This is a genomic window from Sphaerospermopsis kisseleviana CS-549 (assembly GCF_028329225.1).
Lineage (GTDB): Bacteria > Cyanobacteriota > Cyanobacteriia > Cyanobacteriales > Nostocaceae > Sphaerospermopsis > Sphaerospermopsis kisseleviana.
Genome location: NZ_JAQMTI010000231.1, coordinates 1 through 16825, shown reverse-complemented (window position 1 = coordinate 16825; position 16825 = coordinate 1). Strand labels below are relative to the sequence as shown.

Genomic DNA, 16825 nt, shown 5'->3' with positions numbered 1-16825 from the left:
GGTGACTGGTGACTGGGGACTGGTGACTGGGGACTGGTGACTGGTGACTGGGGACTGGTGACTGGGGACTGGTGACTGGGTAAAAATAACTAATGACTGGTGACTAATGACTAATAACTAATGACTGGTGACTAATGAGTAGAACTTATCAAGCAACTGGTATTAATCTGAAAACCCAGGCATTAGGAGAGTCAGATAAAATAGTGACAATTTTAACCAAAGAATTTGGTTTGATTCGGGCGATCGCTCCTGGTTCACGGAAACATAACTCCAGTCTGGGTGGGAGAAGTGGAATGTTTGTAGTTAATCAACTGCTCATTTCTCAAGGGCGATTATCACAACCAGCTACATCAACTCTCAATAGAATTACTCAAGCCGAAACTATAAAAACCTACCCAGGTCTAACCAAAGACTTGGGAAAATTAGCTGCTAGTCAATATTTAGCGGAAATAGTTCTGTGTCAAGCTTTAAGCGAACATCCCCAAGAAGAACTTTATGAGGTATTTAACGAACATCTCCAGCGTTTAGAAGCTTTACCAAAAAATCAAGGACAAGATGTAGTAGCATATTTAGCGCATGGAATATTTCACCTCCTAGCTTTAGCAGGATTAACCCCACAAGTGCAATTTTGTTGCTTAACCCAGCGTCCCCTAACTCCAGACCTGACCAACCCTAACTGGCAGGCAGGTTTTAGCATTGCTGCGGGGGGAACAGTTTGCTTACAAGCGTGGGAACAGTTAAGAAAACAAAGGGAACGGCAAAAACAGGAAGAAAGAAAACAGGAAGCAGAAATTTCTCCATCGGCCAATAATTCCCCCAAAGCGGGTTATCAAACCCTTTTCCATCACCAAGACCTACCAAAAATTTCCCGTCGTTTGGGTGCAAAAGAATTAGAAATGCTCCAACATTTGTCCCAACCAGGGATAATGCAAATAGATGCAGCCGCAGATGATGGCTGGTTATCTGTTGAGCAAATTTTGCGCCAGTACACCCAGTACCATCTGGGTCGCCCTATTCGCTCTGCCACATTGATAGATTCTTATTTTGCCGCTAACCATGATGCAATCGTCTGATTTGGATCGAAAAATTCAGCCTTTATCACCTAGCCAAGCTAACAACAAGAATAGGGTATCAGAATCTACACAACTTAATCATTTAAGTTCTGTTTCACCCCTAAAGTCTGGCAAAATTCATAGTCCAGAAATGTCTCTCAAAGAAGTTGCTGATGAGAAAAATTTGACATCAGAACTTGATGTGAATATACCTCAACCATCAGATATAGATTCACCAATTTCAGGAACAAGTAATGGTGAAAATGGTAAGGTTAATACTAAGGTTAATACTACGGGAAAAAGTTTACAAGTAACATCACCCCTAGAAACAGAAACATTACCATTAAACGGTTCTGGTTCAGGTAGAAATTCAGCATCAAGTGATGTGGAAGAAAAGGGATTTTTTCCTGTATTAAAAAACCCAAATTTCCTAGCACTGTGGGGAGGACAAGTTTTTTGTCAACTGGCTGATAAAGTATATCTAGTATTGATGATTGCTTTGATTAACAGTGAGTTTCAACAAGGTGGTCAAAGTATCAGTGCTTGGGTGTCAGCGTTAATGATGATCTTTACCATTCCCGCAGTTTTGTTTGGTTCAGTGGCTGGTGTGTTTGTGGATCGCTGGTCAAAAAAAGCTGTATTGGTAGCATCAAATATTTGGCGCGGTATCCTCGTTTTAGCAATTCCTTTTTTACTGTGGTTAACCCATGATTGGCAGCCTGTGGGAGTTTTGCCAGTGGGTTTTTTAATGATCTTACTGGTGACTTTTTTGGTTTCCACATTAACACAGTTTTTCGCACCAGCAGAACAAGCAGCCATTCCTTTAGTGGTGGAAGAAAAACATTTACTTTCTGCTAATTCCCTGTACACAACAACGATGATGGCATCGGTAATTGTTGGTTTTGCTGTGGGCGAACCAGTGTTAGTTTTAGCTGATAGTATTTGGGCAAAATTTGGCGGTAGTGGGGGACTAGGTAAAGAAATTTTAGTTGGTGGTAGTTATGCGATCGCTGGCATGATTTTATTCCTCCTCAAAACCAACGAAAAACCGCACCCGCCAGAAACAGAATTTCCTCACGTTTTTGAAGACCTGCGGGACGGTTTACGTTACCTCAAAGAAAATCACCGCGTCCGCAATGCTCTTTTACAGTTAATTATCTTATTTTCTGTGTTTGCAGCTTTAACCGTTCTCGCCGTTCGCATGGCAGAAATTATCCCTAATTTAAAAGCTTCCCAATTCGGTTTTTTACTTGCAGCGGGTGGTGTTGGTATTGCAGGAGGCGCGACAATTCTCGGCCAATTTGGTCAACGTTTTTCCTATCGACAACTTAGCCTCTGGGGTTGTCTGGGTATGGCTGCATCTTTAGTTGGTCTTTCACTCTTCACAACCCAGCTATCGCTAGTGCTGCTTTTCATAACTTTATTAGGTGTGTTTGGCGCTTTGGTTGGTATTCCCATGCAAACCGCTATCCAAACCGAAACACCCCCAGAAATGCGCGGTAAAGTGTTTGGACTGCAAAATAATGTGGTTAATATTGCCCTGACTCTACCTTTAGCTTTAGCAGGTGTAGCGGAAACTTTCATTGGCTTAAAATCAGTCTTTTTGTCCTTGGCTGTGATCGTCTTTTTCGGAGGTATTTTCACCTGGTATAACTCCCGTACCTAGTTATCAGTTAGTCAATCATCAAAAAGTTAATAAAATCACTGGTTTTCGTGCTAAACTTAATCCAGCGAAAATTCAGGACATACTTGCTGAGGATTAATGAAACCTGATCCTAATTGATTGGCGATCAAGTTGATTAATTCCCAACTTAAAAACACCACAAATAAAGCCATAAATTTGCTATTTGACTTGGCTGATAGCTGGGATATTTAATAAAGATATGGCATTAATTTATTGATGCACAAAAAGTAGCAAGTATCACGGGATAAAAACAGCTAAGTATAAAACCCCAATCATTTCAAACCGATTTTATCAACAGCTAATTAAAGAATGCGTATAGCCTGGATTGGAAAAAAATCACCCTTTTGCGGTAATGTCACCTATAGTCGGGAAATTACAAATGGATTATTAGATAGGGGACATGATGTAAGTTTTCTTCACTTTGCTCAAGACGACTCTGAACCAGATAACTGGCCAAATTTTAAAGAAGTTCCCCTACCTTTTATTTATAAGTCCCAAGTTTACACACTTCCCGCTTTTAATGCCACTAAGGTTTTAAAAGACGCATTGCGGGAAATACAACCACAAATAGTCCATGCTTCCTTGACTTTATCCACTCTGGACTTTGTTTTACCAGAAATTTGCAAAGAATTAAATTTACCCCTGATTGCTACTTTTCACACTCCCTTTGCTGGTAAAGGAGCAAAATTAATTTCTGGTACGCAACTTTTAGCTTATCAGCTATACGCACCTTTTTTAGATAATTATGATAAGGTGATCGTATTTTCCCAAATTCAACGAGAATTATTAGCAAAAATGGGAGTTAGGGAAGAAAAAATCGCCGTTATTCCTAATGGTGTTGATACTGTTAAATATTCTCCTGGGGTTTCCCATATCAAACAAGAATTTAATGCTGAACGTTTGTTTGTTTACCAAGGCCGTCTTGCACCGGAAAAAAATGTAGAGTCTCTATTACGAGCTTGGAAACAGTCAGATATGGCTGCTAGTAGTAAGCTTTTAATAGTGGGTAATGGTCCTTTGAGAGCATCTTTAGAACCATTTTATGGTTCAGAATATGGCATTATCTGGTTAGGTTTTGTGGCCAGTGAACAACGCCGTATAGAAATTTTACGGGGGGCAGATGTATTTATTTTACCTTCTTTGGTAGAGGGTTTATCCCTGTCTTTGTTAGAAGCAATGTCCTGTGGTTTAGCTTGTTTAGCTACTGATGTCGGTGCAGATGGGGAGGTATTGGAAAAAGGTGCTGGGGTAGTAATTAATTCTAAAACTGTGCGATCGCAACTCAAAACCCTTTTACCACTATTCCAAGATCATCCAGAGTTAACAACCATGTTGGGGCAAAAAGCAAGAAAACGAGTTTTAGAACGCTATACCCTGAGTGATAATATCAGTTCCTTAGCAGAACTTTATACACAAGTTTTAGCAAAGCGTCCTGTAACATTAGGTTGGGGTGTTTAAGTGATCAATTGACAATTGACAATTGATAATTGATAAGTGTTTCATTCAGGGTTTAAAACCTCCCCCTTCAAGGGGAAAAAGCCAAAAATGCTGATTTTTCCATTCTCTGATTTGAAGGGAGAGGTAATTTGTCAATTGTCCATTATTGATAAACTTTAAATAGTCTTAAATAGTCTCAGGATCAATATTTAACTCTCGCAATTTGTCAGCTAAACGGGATGCTTTTTGATCCGCTAATTTTCGTGCTTCTGCTTCTGCTTCCGCGCTTTCTTCAGGTGTAGGAACTAAAATTCCTGCGGGTGTGAAATATCGCAATAAACCATCATGAATACCCAAATATAAACCTAACTGTTGACTCCAAAGATGTCCTTTTTCATTTACTATTAAAGGTTGATATTCTCCATCTACTAAATGAAAACCTGCAAATTCTAAAGTATAAGGATCAAACCAAAAATAATCTGGTGTACGGAATGTATTTTGATAAAGTTCTTTTTTAAATTCTCGATCTGTATTTGCTGTAATGGGTGAGAGTATTTCGACAATTAAATTAGGATATTTACCATCTTCATCCCACACTACCCAACTTTTACGGGTTTTGCGTTCAGTTCCTAAAACCACAAAGAAATCTGAACCACGAAAATATTCTGATTTTTTCTGGTTAGGACTATAGTAAATGCTCATGTTTCCAGTAGCATAGAAATCATTTCTATCTTTCCACAACCATTCTAGACATTGGAAAAGTAGGATTATTTGTCTGAGATGCAGTTCTGTTTCCGCGGGGGGTTCATCACTATATAAATCACCAGGGGGAAAAATTACATCTTGGGAGATGTTTTCTTGTGTTTCTAATTCTTGTGCAATGATCATAAATTTGATATGGCATCAAGTTGTAATTTTTGGATTTTAACATAAATTTATGTAGGTTGGTTTGAACTAAAAAACAAAATTATTAAACCTGATTGTTAAAATTTGTATTTGGTTGCTCTATCAATTAATACGACATAAATTACTGTTACACTACGAATTTATATCAATATCCCAAATTTTTGTGGCTAATTGAGCAAGAATATCTTGACACATTTCTATTGACTCAGAGTTCCAGTTATCAAATGGTTCTAAATCTTGGACTGCACGATCAATTGATGTATTTGAACCAATATTAACTTTTTCTCCTATTGATTTAGTAATTAAAAACCACTAAAATCCAATATTTTCCTAATTGCTCCCCTTCCCACTTGGACGCTGAATAATAGTTTCCATCACCCGACGTTTTGCTTTCGGATCAACACCTACCAACCGCACATACTCATCACTATATTCAGCTAAACAAGATTCTAAAGTTGAAATCGCATCAGATTCACCATCTATCTGTAAGGTAACACAACTTTGCCACGAACCAGTGCGAAAACGTCTTTCATCAACGTGTTCTACACCAATTTTATAACCTTGGGATAAAATTTGCCGGACTTGTTCCTGTGTCTCTAAACTTAAATGACTTTTATTTGTAATGCTATTGTTTCCATTTCCATTAGTTACAGGTTGACTAACAGATGTTTCTTTAACAACAGCTTGAGATTTATAAAGTCTACCCCGATTTAAACGATTATATTCATCAACTAAATGGGAAGTTTCCACCCGTTTTTGTTCACCCACCATTAAATTACCAGATTCAATTAAATGGGATAAACTAAAATCAGGTTTCTTAAATTCTGGTGGTGGTTCTACACTATTAACTACCCGCATCGAAATTTTTTCATAACCTATTTGATGAATAAAATCGCGGATTTGTTCATCATAAATGCGAGAACGCAAAGCACTAAAAAAGTCAATAGACTGATGAGAGAAAGTATCTACTAACTGTTCAATTTCTCTTTGTGAAAGTCCATCTTCCGCAAAAATTCCCCCCACAACTCCTACCTTATCATCACGGTTGGGTTCCCAGTAAAACTTCTCCATTCTTCCATCTCTAATTAATGGTGCATAGAGAGTAGAAAAATCATTTCCTGTAACAATAATGGGAACACGACGAATAGGGTTAGCATCATAACTTCCTGGTAATTGTACATCAGTGGGATTATCTGCAATATTCATTAATGTTGCATTTACCAACTGAGTATTAACTGTGTATTGAGTACCTTCGTCAAAGCGTCCTGCACCTGCATCTAAATCATTAATCATTAAGACGCACATTTTACCCCGCACCTTAACTAATTCTGCGGTTTCTCGATAACGCAAACGAATTAACCGTGCTGGATCTCCTGCATCTGGACTTTCTAATTCTCCTCCAGAAATGAGGGTGACACCTATACCCATTTTTTCAAATGCTAATTCACATTGAAAAGATTTACCTTCACCTTTTTTTCCATGAATCCCTAAAATTAAGGGAACTCGCACACCGGGAATATTTAAAAAGTTTTTGGTGATATGAACAGCAATTTTATCCAGAAACCGAGGGGAGATGTAGTAACCCATAATTTTATTATAAAAGAAAGTTATTATCAAAGTTTTGACTTTTGACTGAAAACCAAAATTAAAACTTAAAATCGTTTGGGGGATTTTTCCCCCAGTAATTGTACCTTATTAAACCAATGATCTATCAGTTAAAATCTCATAACCATCTTCTTTCACTAACACAGTATGTTCAAACTGAGCAGATAAAGCATTATCAACAGTTACAGCAGTCCATCTATCAGCCAAAATTCTGGTATTTTTTGAACCTGCATTTAAAATTGGTTCAATGGCTAAAGTCATACCAGCACGTAATTTCACATTGGGAATCTCACGAGTTCTATAGTTGAAAACCGCAGGTTCTTCGTGTAAATTTCTACCCACTCCATGACCTGTAAATTGTTCCACCACACTAAATTTATTCATTTTTACATGGTCTTCAATCGCACCAGCAATATCCGCAAGGTGAGCGCCGGCTTTAACTTGTTCAATTCCTTTATATAAAGCTTCTTCTGCTATTTTTATTAATCTAGCTGCTTCTGGGGTGACATTTCCCACGGCAATTGTTATACAAGAATCACCATGAAATCCCTGATAATAAGCACCTGTGTCAACTTTTAATACATCACCGGAGCGAATAACCTTTTTCGGACTAGGAATACCATGTACAACTTCATTATTAATACTAGAACAAATCGAAGCCGGAAAACCGTGATATCCTTTAAAGCTAGGAGTTGCACCCATTTCGCGGATACGTTTTTCTGCATGAGCATCTAAGTCAGCAGTTGTCATTCCTGGTTCTACTAACTCAGAAATTTCTTTGAGAACAGTGGCTACAATCTTAGCCGATTGTCGCATGATTTCGATTTCGCGGGGAGATTTAATTTCTATACCCCTGCGTTGTCTGGGTGCTGTGGGTTTGGTTTGAACTGTTTCAGAAATTAGGTTGCTGAGAATGTTCATCATGTAATTTAGTAATTTCCGTGACTTTACGGCTTAGATTTCAGGTTGTTGAGATTTATTGCAAAAAATATCTATCTTTACGTTAGCTTATTTTGCGTTATTTAGAAAATTGGTAACGGGAATTGGTAATTGGTAATTTTCCATCCCATGTTTTATAAGTTTTTTTAATCTGAATTTTGCCAAATTTGTTCAACTTACTATTTTTCGCAATAAATCACCTTTATTCTCAATATTATTGAGAACATTATCAATAATTTTACGAGTTTAGGTTTTTTCAGCGATTGATATTTACTTACTAACTTTTTCTGGTATTATATATGTATACTCCAAGGGAGTAATAGGTAATTTTATAATTATTACAAGATAGTTCTTCCTCATCAAGATTCACTATATTAGGTTCTATCGTTTTTGTCAACAGTTTAATCTCTCTATTTGGCGGGTTTTTCTGGTAAAAATTCACAACTATAAATCCTGTACATTCTTAAATCCTGATTTTGAGAAAGATAGATAAAGATATAGGACTAATATTTGATTTTTGAACAGAACTCCATACATGGTTCGGCTTCGCTCACCATAAATACTGACAGCCTTCTTTCCTGTTCCCTGTTCCCTGTTCCCTGTTCCCTGCCTCTACAAAAAATTCATGAATCAAATCAGATCACTATAGATTAGGATTTAATGACTATTTCTCCTTTCATACCTGCTTCAGAATGTCCGGGGATGGTACAACGTAAATTATATTTTCCGGTTTTGAGAGGAACAAACACCCATTCTGCTTCTGCACCGGGTTTGAGTTCTAATTCGTGAATGTTACCTTTAATTTCCACATTTCCCGCTTCTACCTTTTGGGTCCAAATAGCATCAGCGAAATCTTTACTTGTAAAATAATGCTTGACGGGGCTAGGGTTAGTTAAAACTAGCTTGTACCGTTTTCCTGATTGAAATTCTAAAAAATTAGGTTCAAATTTCAACTCACCCGCAGCATTTCCCAGGCTGACAGTAATTTCGGACGGTGGTTGTTTGAGTATATCAACAGAGGAATTGTTTAAGTTTTCTGCGATCGCTAAATTTGTATTTGTGAAACTCAGACAAATCAGAAGTGTCAATAAACAAAAGACTGAATATAGACGTTTAGTAATTTGCTTTACAAAATAGGTATACATAATCAAAGTTCCTAGTGAGCGATAAGTCGCTCAAAATCTAAATTAGCATGAGGACTAAAGTCCTGACTACATACGTTTTGTCACTTAATAGAATTATCTGCTATTATTGCAGGCCCAGCAGTAACTACTACCAATTTATCAGGATCGAGTTGCTGACGCGCAAATTGATCAACTTCGTTTTTGGTGACTTTTTGGATTTTTTCTGCAAAACCCTGTAATTCTATCCCATCCAGTCCAAAAACCTCGTTCATTAAAATTCTAGCGGTTAACTGCTCTGGTTTAGACAGTGAAATATTATAGTTACTAATCAAAGTGCGTTTTGCGGTTTCTACTTCTTCTGGGGTGACACCTTGCTGATTTATTTGTTGTAAGATTTTGCGGGTAGTTGCGATCGCCTTATTTGCATCTTCAGGACTGGTTTGCATTTCAATTAAAAATGTGCCAATATTCTTTCCCCCTTGGAAATTACTATAAATTCCATAAGTCAAACCTAAGCGATCGCGCACTTCTGCACTAAGTCTACCAGATACGCTGTTTCCTGCCAAAATTTCATTCAAAACCAAAGCTGAATAAAATTTCGGATCTTGACGTTTGACACCCAGATCCCCCATATAGGTGATAGTTTGCGACTTTCCGGGTAACACCGAATTAATCTGTAAACCACGTTCCGTTTTTACCACCTGGGGATATTCTACCATTGGTGGTTTTCCCTGAACTCGCCAATTACCAAATTGAGTTTCTAAGAGCGATCGCACTTTTTCAATTTCAAAATCACCCACCAATACTAAAATCATCGTATCTGGGCGATAATGTTTTTGTCGAAACGCCATCACATCTTTCCGGGAAATTTTCTGTATACTTTCTAAAGTTGGGAAAATGTGTAATGGATGATTTTGCGGATATAATGCTTGCATAAATTTCCGGTTTGCTACTTCATCAGCATCATCCAGTTCTAACTTTAAGTCATTTACAGCTTGTTGACGACTAATTTCTAACTCTTTTTCAGGAAAAGTGCTATTTTTAACGACATCAGCTAAAGTCTCCAGCAAAACTGGTAAGTCTTCCTGTAAACTTTTACCCTGAATCCGCACACCTTCCCGCAATGTGGTAAAGTCTAAACTCGCTCCCCTACGATCTAAAATATCTGCAATAGTTAATGTATCTTTGGTTTTCGTCCCATTTAACAAATTATCCGCCACTAAAGACGCTAAACCGGCTTGATCAGTTTTGTCAAATTCCTTTCCTGCTTTAATATATCCACCTAACGTCACTGTCGGACTACTCTTGTCTGGTAATAACAACACCCGCAACCCATTGACAAACGTTAAGCGTTGTGGTACGTGTGGAATTGAATGATTAAAATCATCAATCTTTTCATCTGTAGCTGGTAAATACTTCATCACCTCAGATGCAGTTATTTTCACACCAGTAGTTAAATTTTCTGCGGTGGAAAATTGAGAAGTTTGATAATTTTCATCTTGGGCATTTTGCACAGGTACAAAAAAACCAACCGCTGCTGCTTCTGGTTTTAGATACTTATTAATTACATCTATCACATCCGCTGGTTTGACTTTGCGGACATTTTCTATATATCGTTCTGTATATCTATAATCATTAGCAATAAGCAGATCATTAGCAAACTGCATCCCTTGACTGGTGATATCACGTCTGTTTAAAATTACATTTGCTATAAGTTGACTCTTAGCGCGTTCAACTTCCTCTAATGTTACACCAGTTTTGACAAGTTTCGTTATTGCGTTCTTGGTAGTTGCATCAATTTTTTGTAAATTTTGATTAGGTGCAACAGTAACAGATAAATGATACCAGCCAATTGCTCGCAAACTGGCAACATGAGCAGAAATATCAGTTGCTAAACCAGATTTTACCAAAGCCTGATACAAATAAGAATTTTTTCCCCCCGTCAAAATATAATCCATTACTCCCAAAACTGGAGTATCGGGATCATTTAAATGGGGAAGTGGATAAATTATCTGTAAAAACTTTCCCGCACCAGTTTCTTGTAAAACTATAGGAGAAGTGAGAACTTGGGGAGTTGGAGACTTGGGAAGTTGGGGAAGTTGTTGACTTTTGGGAATTTTTCCAAATATTTCCTTAACTGTTTCCAAAACCTTTGCAGTTGGGAAATCGCCCACAATCACCAAGATAGCATTATTTGGATGATAGTATTTATCATAATAATCCCTCACCTGCTCAACTGTCAACCTTTCCACATCAGCCACAGTACCCGCAGGAGGTAAACCATAACCATGATCAGGAAATACAGACTGCATCACAGCACGCTTGAGGCGGTATTTAGGACTATTTTCATAACCTTGTAACTCAGAAATAACAACCCGCTTTTCACTTTCTAGGTGTTGGTTATCAATGAGTAAATTTTCCATTCTGTCTGCTTCCAGTTCCAGCAGTGCTTTCAGCTTATCGCGTTCCGCAGTATGGTAATATGCTGTTTGCTCAAAACTGGTAAAAGCATTAGAGTCACTACCCAAAGCACTAAATAACTGTCCAAACTGCACCGGACGGTTTTTTGTGCCTTTAAACATTATGTGTTCTAACTGGTGAGCAATACCATTGATGCCAGGAGCTTCTTTAGCCGAACCTATATTGTACCACATTTGCACCGTAACAACTGGTGCATTATGAACTTCTTTAGTGAGAACAGTTAAACCATTATCCAGAACAGTCTTTTGAACATTGTTTGTCACTGTCAGATTATTTTTGTTTGCGTCTACGGATATTTGCTGATAATGTTCCCAGTTGAGTTTAATAAAATTGAGATTTCCAGAAAACAAGTATCTCAGCAAAAAGGCTGATATCAAGGATAAAAGGAATAATAGTAGCGGTACACGATAGCGATGGAAGCTAGAAATTACAAGCATATATTTTTTGAATATAAGTAAATAAGACTACATCTTTTTACCTATACAGTTCGAGTTTAAACTTTCTGGAAAATTTTGGTAAGGAGTTCAGGAGTCAGGAAAAAGATAAATATTACCTGTTCCCTATTGCCTTCTTACTGTCACCTGTCACCAGTCCCCAGTCACCAGTCACCAGTCCCCAGTCCCCAGTCCCCAGTCCCCAGTCCCCAGTCCCCAGTCACCTATTTCCCCAAAAACCGAATAAACTCCAAAGGTAAACCGTCAGTGTCAGCAATGAAAGTGACTTCTAAAATGCGATCGCCTATTTGCTGCTGAGTTGGTTCTAAAAGAACTTGGAGAGGTGACAACTCAGATACATCAGAGATTTTCGCTTTTAAGTCTGACAACCAAATATATAAATCTGGTACGGTTTGGGTTAAATCAAAAGAAAGATGATAATAACCCACATAATGCTCATCTGCAAAAGCATCAGGGGCGGGTTTCGGCTGTGGGATCTGGATCAGTTCAATGCGGCTATCTAATCCTTCCATCCAGCAAGCTAAAGTATAACCGGTAGTAAAGCGATCGGCAACCGTAAAACCTAACTGTTCATAAAATGCGATCGCCCGGTGAATATTCGCAGTTCTAATAGAAGCATGGTGCATGGAATTTTAGATTTTAGATTTTAGATTTTAGATTTTAGATTTTAGATTTTATATAAATATAAGTAAATATGCTGGTAAAAGCTTAGTAGCAAAGCAAAGGGCAAAAGGCAAAAGGCAAGAGATAATAAGAAGATAAATATGCTTACCAATTACCAATTACCAATTACCAATTACCACTAATATCTACTCAAACAACCGGAAATAAGGATAGCGCACAGGTACACCAGGTTCTTTATCCAGATCAAAATTAATCACATCCCAAGATGGATCTTCAGCGGGATCAGGTCCAAACTCCACTGGTAAACCATATAAACGAGCAGTACCAGCTTCCGGTTGTCCAGAACGCCAAGGACTGCTGCGTTCTAAATAACCACTCATTAACTCTTGATAGCGACGGGCAATAATTACCCTTGTAGCCCGATAACCTTGAGTATATAGCTTATCTAAAGCCTCGTGAATTTCAAAGCGAATGCCATCAGGATGAGTATGTTGTCGATACCATTCATTATTCCACCTCCGCCAATGACGACCCGACTGGAGATGTACCAACTCTTCCGTTTTCGGGTTCGCTTCAAAAGCGCCATGACGCGTACATAAATAAGTATCAGTCAACGTCAGCGCCGGAATAGTCTGGCGACAGTGTGGACACTGTATTTCAGGTCCAAATATTGGGTACTGTAAGCCTGGATTCATCATGAAGTGTGTACAAGCATAGTTTTATTTTTACCAGCACCAATAGGTTGGATTTAACACTTCGGCTCTACTACTTTGAGTGAGTTGCCGCAAAAGCAAATCTCAGCAGTTTTTTCCTTAGCGTACAGACCAAACGGCTGTGGTATCCTGGTTGTGCAACCAGCCTCAAAGGTTGGAGTTTTTCCAGTGTTCCTGGGTACCATATCAATATTCTATCGTGTCTACTGTTTCCTATTGGACATCTCCCGATTTTTCTCAAGCTGCCTTTATCGCAACCAACGCCGTTGTTGTCGGATCAGTCAGGATCGCAGCAGGGGCAAGCATCTGGTATGGTGCAGTAGTGAGGGGGGATGTAGAACGTATTGAAATCGGCGAATGCACAAACATACAGGATGGAGCCATTTTACATGGTGATCCTGGTCTGCCCACCATCTTAGAAGATCATGTTACTATAGGACATCGTGCCGTGGTACATTCTGCTCATATTGAACGGGGGAGTTTAATTGGCATCGGCGCGATAATTTTAAATGGAGTCCGCGTTGGCCATAGTAGCATCATTGGCGCTGGTGCAGTTGTTACCAAAGACATACCCCCATTTTCCCTAGTAGTTGGCATCCCCGCTAAAGTCGTCCGTCAACTCACAGAAACGGAAGCTGCCGAACTCATAGAACACACCCAAAAGTACCACAAATTAGCCCTCGTTCACGCCGGTAAGGGGGATGATATTGGTTTTAGGTAATATTATTCCCAATCACCAGTCACCAGTCCCCAGTCCCCAGTCCCCAGTCCCCAGTCACCAACTTCAACATTCTTGACAATGCCCCTTGGAAAAATACCCGACTTCAGATAAAAATAAAAATTGATATCTGTTGACAAAACTTTAATTTCTAGATAACAGAGGTTTCTAAATATGGACATTGATACCCGTGTAGTCATCGTTTTAGCACCATTAGCCATTGCAGCAGGTTGGGCTGCTTTTAATATCGGTGCTGCTGCAATCAGACAAGTGCAAAACTTTTTAAATAAAGAAGCATAATTTAGGTAATGGGTAATGGGTAATAGGTAATGGGTGATAGTTCTCCAATTACCAATTACCAATTACCAATCACCAATTACCAATTACCAATTCTGTGAACATCAACTCCCTACTGCAACCCTTTCAACACTTTGGCGTTAACCTGGGACTCTCCCGCATTGTCAAATTATTGGCAAATCTTGACAATCCCCATCAAAAAGTACCAGTGATTCATGTTGCTGGAACTAATGGTAAAGGTTCTGTTTGCGCTTATCTATCATCTGTTCTCACTGAAGCAGGTTATCGCACAGGAAGATATACTTCACCTCATTTAATAGATTGGCATGAGCGCATTTGTATTAATGAACAACCCATCACTTCAGAAAATCTGTTTCAATTAATACAGCAAGTTCAAGAAGCAATAGATAAAAATGGAGAATCACCGACCCAATTTGAAGTAATTACCGCAGCCGCTTGGTTATATTTTGCACAGCAAAAAATTGATATAGCCGTGGTAGAAGTGGGATTAGGTGGTCGTTTAGATGCGACTAATGTTTGCGAAAAGCCTTTAGTAACAGTAATAACTTCTATTAGTAGAGAACATTGGCAACAATTAGGACCCACAATATCTGATATTGCCAGAGAGAAAGCGGGGATAATTAAAGCTGGATGTCCTGTAATTATGGGACCTTTACCAGAAGATGCCGAAAAAGTAGTAATATCCCGCAGTTTAGAATTACGAAGTCCGATTTTTACCCCGCAACCAGCAGTAGAAATTAATCCTGGATGGGCAGAATATCAGACAATTGAAAATTCAGGATCAATTAAATATAAATTACCATTAAAAGGGCAAATTCAATTAACAAATTCTGCCTTAGCATTAGCCGCTTTAGAAATATTACAACAACAAGGATGGGAGATTTCTGAACAAGCAATTATTAATGGGATAGAAAAAACCAAATGGCCAGGAAGAATGCAATGGTTTACCTGGAAGAATAAACAGAATAATCACGATTATCAATTATTAATAGATGGCGCACATAACCCAGCATCAGCAGCAGTTTTGAGAAATTATGTAGATAGTATTACCCCACCCCGCAAGCAGGGAGGGGAGTATAATTCTATAACTTGGGTAATGGGAATGTTAGCGACAAAAGATCATGGTGATATTTTTAAGGAGTTGTTAAAAACAGGAGATAAATTATATTTAGTACCTGTGCCTGATAGTAATTATGCAAATTTAGAAGATTTAAAAAAATTAGCTTTAGAAATTTGTCCAGATTTAGGTTTTTGCAGCATCTATGAAGATGTATTTTTGGCTTTAGATGCTGCTTTCACCTCTTCAGAAAACCTGGTTATTTTATGTGGTTCTCTTTATCTCATCGGCTATTTTCTAGGTAATTCATAATTATCAATTGTCAATTGTCAATTGTCAATTACCTATTATCCCATTGTTGTGCTGCATCTGTGACAGCTTGATCAACTGTTTTTTGTTTTAACATTGCCGCTTGGAGATTTTCATAAATTGCCTTTTGCAACAATTTAAAATCCTTCATTTTGGGAGTTAAAACCTCTGCTTTTTGCATTTGTTCAGCACTGATAATTCTGGCTTTTTCCACAGTAGAAGCATTAGCCGGAACTTCCTGAAAATAACTATCTGATAAAGCTTTCACCGTCGAAGGTAAAACATTTGCAGCTTTAGCAAAAGCTAATTGATTTTCGTCATTGGTGACAAATAAAGCAAATTTCACTGCTGCATCAGGATTTTTGGTAGCACGGGGGATGACAATATTCATTACAGCCACATTTTTCTTACCTGTATCACCGGTTATTTGGGGTGCGATCGCCGAAGCTTTAGCAATTTCTGGGGCATTATTAGAAATAGTCTTCAAAAACTCAGGACCAGAAGCTAAAAACGTCGTTTCCCCAGATTGGTATAAATCAATAGCATGACGATGGCCTTGAGTCAATGATTCTTTAGGTAGTAATCCTTTCTGATATAAATCTACCCAATACTGAAAAGCTGCTTTTCCTTGTGGTGTGTTAAAAGCCGCCTTACCCTCAGCATTTACCAAAGTCACACCCATTTGCACAAAAGATTCCAAAACCTCACCAGAATCTTGAGGTACAAAAGTAGCAAAAAAGGCGTATTTACCAGTTTTATCTTTAATTTGTTGCGCCGCTTGTGCTAATTCTGTATAAGTTGCAGGTGGTTTTGTGATACCTGCTTGTTTGAGCAAATCAGTGTTATAAATAGTTAACCTCGTAGTCAGATACCAGGGAATCCCAAAACTTTTACCATTGAGGGTACTAGCTTGCCAAATATTGGGCAAATAGGAGGAACGGACTTCACTAGGGACCTTTGCATCCAAATCTAACCAGGCATTTCTTCCTGCTAGTTGGGAAGCAAAATCTGGGTTAAGGTTAACAACATCTGGGGGCGTTTTTGCGGAGACAGATGTTAAAATCTTGTTCTCCATCGCAGCCCAAGGAACATCCACCCATTTGACTTTGATACTGGGGTTTTGGGATTCAAAAGTCGAAATCAGACTTTGGAAGTAGTTAGTAAATTGGGGTTGGAGTTGCATCGTCCAAAACTCAATGGTGGCGACTCCTGAAGCAGCAGGTTTTGTAGTTGTACTCACATTACCCGTGCTGCAACTGACCACCCAACTAGCTAATAAGCCAAACAAAACCCAAACAGTTAGTTTTTGTAATTTTTGCAATCTGATCATCGTGGTAATATTTTTACGATTAACGAGGGTGATTGGTGATTGGTGATTGGGGACTGGGGACTGGGGACTGGGG

The 16825-nt window shown here is 38.5% G+C and carries 13 protein-coding genes and 2 pseudogenes; 7 read left to right on the top strand and 8 right to left on the bottom strand.

The genetic code is table 11. The annotated features are described in order from the left end of the window. Positions 1-134 precede the first annotated feature (134 nt). The 4 genes and pseudogenes from recO to PN497_RS17990 form a co-directional block, all read left to right on the top strand. Positions 135-750, top strand: a pseudogene (gene recO, locus PN497_RS18000) (DNA repair protein RecO); the annotation flags it as partial. A gap of 74 nt (positions 751-824) precedes the next feature. Next, positions 825-1073 (top strand): annotated as a pseudogene (locus tag PN497_RS25950) (DNA repair protein RecO); the annotation flags it as partial. Beyond that, positions 1060-2718: an MFS transporter gene (locus PN497_RS17995; RefSeq protein ID WP_409349334.1), complete on the top strand. Its 1659-nt coding sequence runs from the start codon at positions 1060-1062 to the stop codon at positions 2716-2718. The pseudogene PN497_RS25950 and the gene PN497_RS17995, both read left to right, overlap by 14 nt. A gap of 327 nt (positions 2719-3045) precedes the next feature. Next, a complete protein-coding gene (locus PN497_RS17990; protein ID WP_096572291.1) occupies positions 3046-4194 on the top strand; it encodes a glycosyltransferase family 4 protein in 1149 nt (382 codons plus the stop codon). Positions 4195-4359: 165 nt separating this feature from the next. On the opposite strand, the gene PN497_RS17985 is transcribed toward PN497_RS17990, so the two are convergent. The 7 genes from PN497_RS17985 to PN497_RS17955 all read right to left on the bottom strand — a co-directional run bounded on the left by PN497_RS17985 (position 4360) and on the right by PN497_RS17955 (position 13005). Further along, positions 4360-5061: a Uma2 family endonuclease gene (locus tag PN497_RS17985; RefSeq protein ID WP_096572290.1), complete on the bottom strand. Its 702-nt coding sequence runs from the start codon at positions 5059-5061 to the stop codon at positions 4360-4362. Positions 5062-5409: 348 nt separating this feature from the next. Further along, a complete protein-coding gene (locus PN497_RS17980; RefSeq protein WP_096572289.1) occupies positions 5410-6666 on the bottom strand; it encodes a ribulose bisphosphate carboxylase small subunit in 1257 nt (418 codons plus the stop codon). A gap of 108 nt (positions 6667-6774) precedes the next feature. Next, complete coding sequence (gene map, locus PN497_RS17975) at positions 6775-7605, bottom strand: type I methionyl aminopeptidase (RefSeq protein ID WP_096572288.1); 831 nt, start codon at positions 7603-7605, stop codon at positions 6775-6777. A gap of 668 nt (positions 7606-8273) precedes the next feature. Continuing rightward, positions 8274-8768, bottom strand: coding sequence for a plastocyanin/azurin family copper-binding protein (locus tag PN497_RS17970; RefSeq protein WP_096572287.1), 495 nt, complete (start codon positions 8766-8768; stop codon positions 8274-8276). 80 nt (positions 8769-8848) lie between these two features. Further along, a complete protein-coding gene (locus PN497_RS17965) occupies positions 8849-11665 on the bottom strand; it encodes a M16 family metallopeptidase (protein ID WP_096572286.1) in 2817 nt (938 codons plus the stop codon). Between the two features lie 221 nt (positions 11666-11886). Next, positions 11887-12309 carry a VOC family protein gene (locus PN497_RS17960; RefSeq protein WP_096572285.1) on the bottom strand — a complete coding sequence of 141 codons (423 nt, stop codon included), beginning with the start codon at positions 12307-12309 and terminating at the stop codon, positions 11887-11889. 183 nt (positions 12310-12492) lie between these two features. Further along, a complete protein-coding gene (locus tag PN497_RS17955; RefSeq protein WP_096572284.1) occupies positions 12493-13005 on the bottom strand; it encodes a TIGR02652 family protein in 513 nt (170 codons plus the stop codon). A gap of 214 nt (positions 13006-13219) precedes the next feature. On the opposite strand from PN497_RS17955, the gene PN497_RS17950 reads away from it, so the two are divergent. The 3 genes from PN497_RS17950 to PN497_RS17940 all read left to right on the top strand — a co-directional run bounded on the left by PN497_RS17950 (position 13220) and on the right by PN497_RS17940 (position 15425). After that, the gene (locus PN497_RS17950) at positions 13220-13741 is read left to right on the top strand and encodes a gamma carbonic anhydrase family protein (protein WP_096572283.1); all 522 of its coding nucleotides are present in this window, start codon (positions 13220-13222) and stop codon (positions 13739-13741) included. 171 nt (positions 13742-13912) lie between these two features. Then, positions 13913-14038, top strand: coding sequence for a photosystem II protein Y (locus PN497_RS17945; RefSeq protein ID WP_096572282.1), 126 nt, complete (start codon positions 13913-13915; stop codon positions 14036-14038). 94 nt (positions 14039-14132) lie between these two features. Beyond that, the gene (locus PN497_RS17940; RefSeq protein WP_096572281.1) at positions 14133-15425 is read left to right on the top strand and encodes a bifunctional folylpolyglutamate synthase/dihydrofolate synthase; all 1293 of its coding nucleotides are present in this window, start codon (positions 14133-14135) and stop codon (positions 15423-15425) included. A 28-nt stretch (positions 15426-15453) separates the two neighbouring features. On the opposite strand, the gene PN497_RS17935 is transcribed toward PN497_RS17940, so the two are convergent. Further along, positions 15454-16752 (bottom strand): ABC transporter substrate-binding protein, encoded by a 1299-nt coding sequence (locus PN497_RS17935; RefSeq protein ID WP_096572280.1) that lies wholly within the window; start codon positions 16750-16752, stop codon positions 15454-15456. Positions 16753-16825: the final 73 nt, after the last annotated feature.

Bases quoted from the DNA above. Each gene is read 5' to 3' on its own strand.
- PN497_RS17985 (WP_096572290.1), bottom strand. From the start codon at position 5,061: ATGATCATTGCACAAGAATTAGAAACACAAGAAAACATCTCCCAAGAT.
- PN497_RS17935 (WP_096572280.1), bottom strand. From the start codon at position 16,752: ATGATCAGATTGCAAAAATTACAAAAACTAACTGTTTGGGTTTTGTTT.
- map (WP_096572288.1), bottom strand. From the start codon at position 7,605: ATGAACATTCTCAGCAACCTAATTTCTGAAACAGTTCAAACCAAACCC.
- PN497_RS17990 (WP_096572291.1), top strand. From the start codon at position 3,046: ATGCGTATAGCCTGGATTGGAAAAAAATCACCCTTTTGCGGTAATGTC.
- PN497_RS17965 (WP_096572286.1), bottom strand. From the start codon at position 11,665: ATGCTTGTAATTTCTAGCTTCCATCGCTATCGTGTACCGCTACTATTA.
- PN497_RS17955 (WP_096572284.1), bottom strand. From the start codon at position 13,005: ATGATGAATCCAGGCTTACAGTACCCAATATTTGGACCTGAAATACAG.
- PN497_RS17980 (WP_096572289.1), bottom strand. From the start codon at position 6,666: ATGGGTTACTACATCTCCCCTCGGTTTCTGGATAAAATTGCTGTTCAT.
- PN497_RS17970 (WP_096572287.1), bottom strand. From the start codon at position 8,768: ATGTATACCTATTTTGTAAAGCAAATTACTAAACGTCTATATTCAGTC.
- PN497_RS17960 (WP_096572285.1), bottom strand. From the start codon at position 12,309: ATGCACCATGCTTCTATTAGAACTGCGAATATTCACCGGGCGATCGCA.
- PN497_RS17995 (WP_409349334.1), top strand. From the start codon at position 1,060: ATGCAATCGTCTGATTTGGATCGAAAAATTCAGCCTTTATCACCTAGC.
- PN497_RS17945 (WP_096572282.1), top strand. From the start codon at position 13,913: ATGGACATTGATACCCGTGTAGTCATCGTTTTAGCACCATTAGCCATT.